General features: G+C 37.1%; 6 protein-coding genes. 4 read left to right on the top strand and 2 right to left on the bottom strand.

Annotation, left to right across the window (positions count from 1 at the left end):
* The coding region (locus ABXH34_RS16785) for an ABC transporter substrate-binding protein (RefSeq protein ID WP_353573036.1) at positions 1 to 872 on the bottom strand (872 nt) is incomplete at its 3' end.
* A gap of 499 nt (positions 873 to 1,371) precedes the next feature.
* Between ABXH34_RS16785 and ABXH34_RS16780 the strand changes: the two genes are divergently transcribed.
* The gene (locus ABXH34_RS16780) at positions 1,372 to 1,956 is read left to right on the top strand and encodes a hypothetical protein (RefSeq protein ID WP_353573035.1); all 585 of its coding nucleotides are present in this window, start codon (positions 1,372 to 1,374) and stop codon (positions 1,954 to 1,956) included.
* Positions 1,957 to 2,155: 199 nt separating this feature from the next.
* On the opposite strand, the gene ABXH34_RS16775 is transcribed toward ABXH34_RS16780, so the two are convergent.
* On the bottom strand, positions 2,156 to 3,709 hold the full coding sequence (locus ABXH34_RS16775; protein WP_353573034.1) for a two-partner secretion domain-containing protein: 1,554 nt from the start codon (positions 3,707 to 3,709) through the stop codon (positions 2,156 to 2,158).
* Positions 3,710 to 3,972: 263 nt separating this feature from the next.
* On the opposite strand from ABXH34_RS16775, the gene ABXH34_RS16770 reads away from it, so the two are divergent.
* The 3 genes from ABXH34_RS16770 to ABXH34_RS16760 form a co-directional block, all read left to right on the top strand.
* Positions 3,973 to 5,403: a TldD/PmbA family protein gene (locus ABXH34_RS16770; RefSeq protein WP_353573033.1), complete on the top strand. Its 1,431-nt coding sequence runs from the start codon at positions 3,973 to 3,975 to the stop codon at positions 5,401 to 5,403.
* Between the two features lie 281 nt (positions 5,404 to 5,684).
* Positions 5,685 to 5,924 carry a hypothetical protein gene (locus ABXH34_RS16765; RefSeq protein WP_353573032.1) on the top strand — a complete coding sequence of 80 codons (240 nt, stop codon included), beginning with the start codon at positions 5,685 to 5,687 and terminating at the stop codon, positions 5,922 to 5,924.
* A gap of 331 nt (positions 5,925 to 6,255) precedes the next feature.
* Positions 6,256 to 6,800: leucine-rich repeat domain-containing protein (locus tag ABXH34_RS16760; RefSeq protein ID WP_353573031.1), on the top strand; the 545-nt coding region annotated here is incomplete at its 3' end.

Genomic DNA, 6,800 nt, shown 5'->3' with positions numbered 1-6,800 from the left:
GGAATATCTATAGGGCTGTCTCCATCTAAGATACGCAAAGCGGCATTGGCTGCCCATTCACCCTGTTCTGAACCCAATTGTACAATCCCAAATACTGAATATGGCATTGCTGCAGAGAGCGTTGTACCTACAGGAATCTTTAAGTTTTGCTCAATAAATTGACTCGCATCGTCGCCATCCCATCCAATTAAGCCATAAGGATTATGCAAAAACAGCATATCAACTTCATTTTGCAATTTCAAAAAGCTGCGTTTCCAATCTTTATAATGCGTATGTAAATACACTTTATCGAAAGAACGTCCTAGTGTTTCCTGTGCATTACGGGAGGCCTTGCGTTCGGAAATCGCATCAAAACCTAAAGAGCCAATGCGTTTACCTTTGGCATAAAGTGCTAAATGCTTAATAATATTGTTGGTTGGACGCTGCTCAATCATTCCTGTGATATTGGGCACAATACTTTTTTGAGTCTCTTTTTCAGTAAATCCATAATTAGAGGCATCCCAGTTCACACCACAAAATACAACAGGTAAGTCTGTATTTTTATAAAAAGGCGCAATGACATATTTAGACGCATCATCATCAGCAGAAATCAGTACATCAGGTGCAAACGCATCAATAGCCGCTTTGGCCTTCAATGCAGCCGCTTGTTTTTCAGCCTCTAATTGATGACGTTTGGTATCCATATGAAATACCTGTAACTCAATACCTGTTTCTGCAAATGTATTTTGTACACTGAGGGTAATATCATGAGTCCATGGGTAGCCATCATGATACGAATTTAATAGCATTACTTTATGCCCTGTATATTGCCCCGTTGCCCAAACCGTATAATGTACAGTTGTTAGCAGTAAAATAAATAATATTCTCAACATGATTTCTTCCCTTACTCACTCAATAAAAGTGTCATCAGCTATCTCTTTTTCATGGCAATCTAACCATATAGCTGTTGTAGATAATGTGCTACACATTATTATATGAGATTCATGACTTAAGCTGAATTCGATATTTAAGAATGCTTAATTTAAAGAAGAATCTCTTTCGGATGCTTAAGCAAGCAAATGATTTAAAGTAATACAACCCCAAATGATAGAGGAGAGTTTTTAAATTACCAAATAAGCAAAGGCTGGCCACAATATTAATAGTATGGTGATTTAATTCTGCAAACATTAATTTAATATTATTGAGTCTTTTGCAAAATAGGTTGATATAAGCATTATTGAGTGTTTTAATGTTAACTTAATTTTTCAGGTATTGACTTGGGATTATCTATCTTTTTATAAAATAAATAAATTCAATTATTATTGGGTATTTTAATAGCAATCATTATTTTATAAAATATATTTATCGTTATATAGAATTGGGATATATCACATGGCCGATCAAGACAACTCTAAAGAAGCGAATACTCAAGAAATAATAGGTCTAGTTCGAGACAGTATGCATGACTTCTATGAGTCAATGCGCTTACGTGAAGAGCTGTCTCTACGTATTGGTAAACGAACCACACAAATTATACGTTTTAGTATGTTTAGCATGTTATCGCTAGGGGTCGCCATGTTTTATTTAATTTATACCCTGACTTCTAATATGAATGCGATTACAACACGTATGATTCAAATGTCTTCTGATATGCAAGATATGAATACTCAATTTTCGTTAGTTGTTAAAAATATGGAACAAATGAAATATTCCATTCATGATATGAAAGGCTATATTCAAACGATGCCAAGAATGGCTGCTTCAGTTAACAATATGGGAGATAACTTTCCTACTTTAATCTCTCATCTTTCTGAGATTACTGATTATACTCAAAGTATGCAAAAAAATATGGGGGCGATGACAATGGATATGGCAAACATGAGCCAGCAATTTACAGAGCTTAACCACTCGGTGGGTGTTATGGGTTACAATGTTAATTATTTAGCTAGACCAATGAAAATTATGCCTTTTCCCTAGATTCCAGAGTAATCTATATTTTTGTTTAAGATCATACTTCGGACAGTTTTTGAATCATATTATCCTCAGTACAAGACATAAACTAGGCTTCTAATTCATAATAGAAATTAATTACGGATGGTTGTGGCAAAGATTTATAATGCTGATGAGAAACTTCATATATTACTTACTTTTCTTTGGTGTTCTGTCACTATCGTTTTTACTGAATTCCTAAAGGCATTGGCGGCAAAATCTCTATATTTTTCACGGTTAAACTACTCATATCTAAATTGAATTTAGCAGCACAACGTTGCTTTAATAAATTCCCCGCTTGTAGATAATTATTTGACAGACTGTGAAATGCTTTGCTCATATCGACTTCAAAACTATTAACCCATATTTTACCCGCAACCCCTAGTTGTGATGAGGCATCCAGAAGATAATTCGGCGAGGTTAATAAATAGTCGGTTTGCAATACAATATCTCCACCATGACCTGCATACGCACTGGCTAAAATTTCAGTTTGATCCAATACAGTTAGGCTAGGGGTTTGAATCGTCACATTGCCGCCATTATGAGCTGCTTGATTGCCGTTGGCTTTTGCTGTGATTGCACTTTTTAAACTTAAGAATTGTTGTTTGATATTTAATGAGATATTGCCACCGCCAGATTGCAATGCAGATGTTGATAAAATACTGGTTTGATGCAATGTCAGATTTTTGGTATTAAATTGTAAATTACCTGCTGCACCTTGGCGTAAACTACTGGCCGTGATTAAGCTGTTGTTTAAATTAATATCATTTGCTTGGATTTGAATATTGCCGCCCAGCGCATCACTACTGGAAAACGAAGTCATTGACGATAAACCATTCAATTCCAACTCACCCACATTAATAATAATATCGCCTGCTTGACCTTGGGTATTAGGAAATGTGCCTGTCTGTAGTCCACTGCGCTGTTGTAATAATAACTGTGGGGTTTCAATCACAATCCGTCCGCCAGTCCCTTCTCCTACATGAAATAAATCCCCTAAGCTGCTGCTAATAATACTGTTAGATAATTGAATTGAATCATGTGCAGTTAAATAAATTGAGCCGCCTTGACCTTGGGTTAGCATATCGGTACTAAGCTGGCTATTTTTAAATTGCATCGTATCTGCTGTTAAGCGTAAATCACCCTGTTGCTGAGTACGAATCAAACTGTTTTTTAATTGAATATGACTGGCAGTGAGTGAGATATTTTGCTTGTGAATTAAGTTGCTATTTTGTAGTGCAATCGGGGTTGTTGGCTGTAAAAAGCCAAATGCTTTTGGTGCTGCTGTGGTTAAAATCGTAGGCTGGGATAAATCAGTATCATATTGTGTGTTGTCAGAAAAATCTAATTGTCGCGCGGTGCTGACATGAAAATCACCTTGTAAATCAAGTTCTGCTTGCTCAGCGAATAAAAAACCTTGTGGATTGAATAAATACAGATTGGCAGAGGCTGAAAGTGTGCCGTTGATAAGTGATGATTCTGAACCTGTGATACGGGCGATGATATTTTGTGTGGTTGCTGATGTGAGAAATTGGGCTGATTCGCCTGCTTGGATTTGAAACGTAGTAAAACTATGAAATAAATTAGAACCTTGCTGTTGTCCGTACGCTGGCAAGATGTGCATCTCACCTTGTAATGAGACGATTTGCCCTAGGCTGCCATCGGTTACAATGTCTGCTTGGACAGGAATAAAGCTCAGTAGCCCAATGATATAGATAAGGAAACGGCGAGAATCGTGCATGTAAAAACGCGAATGTTGGAAAGTGCAGATATGATGCTATACTGCTAATGAACTTAAAGTCAAAAATGATTTGGCAATATGTGATGTGGGAAGTGATTTTGAAGACCTGCTAAAAAATATTCGATACCTAGAATGTGACCAGCACTCAAGGTATCTTGCCATGGTTCAAACTAGGTAGGAGTAGTCTGTGATGGCTGCATTTGTATATAACAAAAACAATGCCAGCTTTATATTATTTGTAGATTGTCATAAAAGGGATGCCCATGTACCAAGTCCTGAAGCAACGTTTTGAAACAGTGGCACCAGAAATGGACTTTTGCTCTTTGCGATATGTTGAACGTCAAGAAGAAACCTTGGAAATACAAAAAGATATAGTACAGCCGTCTACGTTTAAGCGTGAGGTAGGGGCGATGCTGACTGTAATTGATAGCGGTGGTATTGGCTATGCTGCGACCAGTGATTTATCGGAAAAGGGCTTGCATCAAGCGATGTTGAAAGCGCAACATTGGGCTGCTCGTAGCCGTGACGTTTTAGTGACAGACTTATCTCAGCTCAAAATGCCGATAACCCAAGGTAAATACCAGTCCAAAGTACAAAAAGCATGGGTACAGAGTGGGATTGACGAGAAGTTGAATTTATTAAAACAAGAGTCAGAACGCTGTCATTTAAATGACAAAATTGTGGATTGGACAGTCAGTTTATCAGGCATTCAGGAAGAGAATTATTATTTAACCAATCAAGGTGGCCAAGTTTATCAACGCCATCATTATACTATTCCCAATATTGAAGTGGTTGCAAATCAAGGGATTAATACTCAAGTGCGTAGTTTGCGCAGCGGTTATGCTTATCAAGGCGGTTTAGAAGCTTTGGATCGATTGGGTTTTGAGGGCTTAAGTCAGCAATTAGCAGAAGAGGCTTTGCAGTTGTTAGACGCGCCGAATTGTCCTACTGATAAGATGGATTTGTTATTAATGCCAGATCAGATGGCATTGCAAATTCATGAATCCATTGGTCATCCTATTGAGTTAGATCGAATTTTAGGCGATGAGCGTAATTATGCAGGCACGAGTTTTGTTGAGTTAAGTATGTTTGGTCATTATCAATATGGTTCTGAGTTGCTGAATGTGAGTTTTGATCCGACTCATGCTGAGGAGCTTGCTAGTTATGCGTTTGATGCTGAAGGTTTGACCGCAGAAAAGGTGATGTTAATTGAGAATGGGACGTTGGTTCGTCCATTGGGTGGATTTGTGTCACAAGCCCGCGCAGGATTGAATGGGGTGGCGAATGTCCGTGCGAGTAGTTGGAATCGTCCACCGATTGATCGCATGGCTAATTTAAATGTTGAACCTGGTGAGACTCCTTTTGAGGATATGATTAGTAATACTGAAAAAGGTGTGTTGATGAGAACCAATAGTTCTTGGTCAATTGATGATTCACGCAATAAGTTTCAGTTTGGTTGTGAGTATGGTCAGTTAATTGAGAATGGTCAGCTCACTAAAGTGGTGAAAAATCCTAATTATCGCGGGATTTCGGCTAATTTCTGGCGTAATTTAAAAATGGTTGGTGATGAGGATTCATTTAAGGTTTTAGGCGTGACTAATTGCGGTAAAGGTGAGCCTAATCAGGTGGTGATGGTTGGTCATGCGTCGCCAGCGTGTTTGTTTTCTCAGGTTGATGTATTTGGTGGCGAGTAATTTAAAAGGCTTGTAACACTAAATTTTGGACGTTTTTTTATTCTTGGCTGGTTTGGGATTGTTCTTTATTCCCCAGCCTCGAATAGTTGTGCATAATATGTTTTCTTGGCTGAATCGGGATTCTAAAGATTTTCAGGATTAAAACCAATCGATTTGCCACCATTCTTAAAAATATCCACAATCCAATCTTGTTAATCCTAAAATCCTGTAAATCTTGATTCAGACAAGAATAACTTCTGATGAGCAATCGCCCTAAAGATTATCAAACAAGTGAGAACATTATGAATCAACAAGAAATTATTCATTTGATTAAGGCAACACCCATTGAACATATTAAAATTTCTCAATTAAACAATGGTGTGATAGATATTCAGATTTTGCCTTTAAAACAGAAAGAAGCAGCGATTGGATTAGATGCTTTGATGATATTTCAGCAAAATAACTTTATTGGTTGTTTGCATGAGGAGCATGATTTATCTGTTAATTATAAGCAGGCGTTAGATTGGTCTGATAAGTTATGATTATTGCTGATACTGGGTTTTGGGTTGCATTGTCAAATGATAGATCAGAGAGATTTTCATACTTATCGTTGGAAAAGCACGCACCCATTTACAAATTTATTTTTATGAAAACGTCTGAATCAGGGTTCAAAGATTTTCAGGATTAAAATCAATCTATTTGCCACCATTTTCAAAAATATCTACAATCAAAATCCTGTCCATCCATCAATCCGTTAAATCCTGTTCTGAACAAGATGAAACAGATTCAAAGATTTTCAAGATTAAAACCAATCCATTTGCCACCGTTCCCAAAAATATCTACAATCAAAATCCTATTCAAAAGACAACCACCATGACCAACTTAGAGATTATCAAACAATTAGAGCAAGAAATTGGGAAAAAACTAAAGCAAATTAGCTTAGATAAAATTAATAGCAGTTATGACAACGGTTATGCAGTAGATGAAAATAACAATGTGATTGGCTTGAATTTAGATGACAGTGAGCTTTCTAATATTCCTAATGCTTTAATTAATCTGAAAAATTTACAAATATTATCTCTTTATGACAACAAAATTGCTGAACTCCCCGTCTCATTCGCCCAACTGCAAAACTTGAGTGATTTAAATTTATGGAATAACCCTCTAAAAGAGCTACCAGCGTGGTTTGGGCAACTGCAAAACTTGAGTGTATTATGTTTACAGAATAACCAGCTAAAAGAGCTGCCAGTGTCGTTTGGGCAACTGCAAAACTTGAGTATATTATATTTAAGAGGAAACCAGCTAAAAGAGCTACCAGCGTGGTTTGGGCAACTGCAAAACTTGAGTGAATTATGGTTAAATGAAAACCAGCTAAAAGAGCTACCAGCGTGGTTTGGGCAACTGCAAAACTTGAGTTA

The organism is Candidatus Albibeggiatoa sp. nov. BB20 (assembly GCA_016744725.1).
GTDB lineage: Bacteria > Pseudomonadota > Gammaproteobacteria > Beggiatoales > Beggiatoaceae > Albibeggiatoa.
Note: the sequence above shows the minus strand (reverse complement) of the source record. Positions and strands in the feature narration are given on the sequence as shown.

Bases quoted from the DNA above. Each gene is read 5' to 3' on its own strand.
- ABXH34_RS16780 (WP_353573035.1), top strand. From the start codon at position 1,372: ATGGCCGATCAAGACAACTCTAAAGAAGCGAATACTCAAGAAATAATA.
- ABXH34_RS16765 (WP_353573032.1), top strand. From the start codon at position 5,685: ATGAATCAACAAGAAATTATTCATTTGATTAAGGCAACACCCATTGAA.
- ABXH34_RS16770 (WP_353573033.1), top strand. From the start codon at position 3,973: ATGTACCAAGTCCTGAAGCAACGTTTTGAAACAGTGGCACCAGAAATG.
- ABXH34_RS16775 (WP_353573034.1), bottom strand. From the start codon at position 3,709: ATGCACGATTCTCGCCGTTTCCTTATCTATATCATTGGGCTACTGAGC.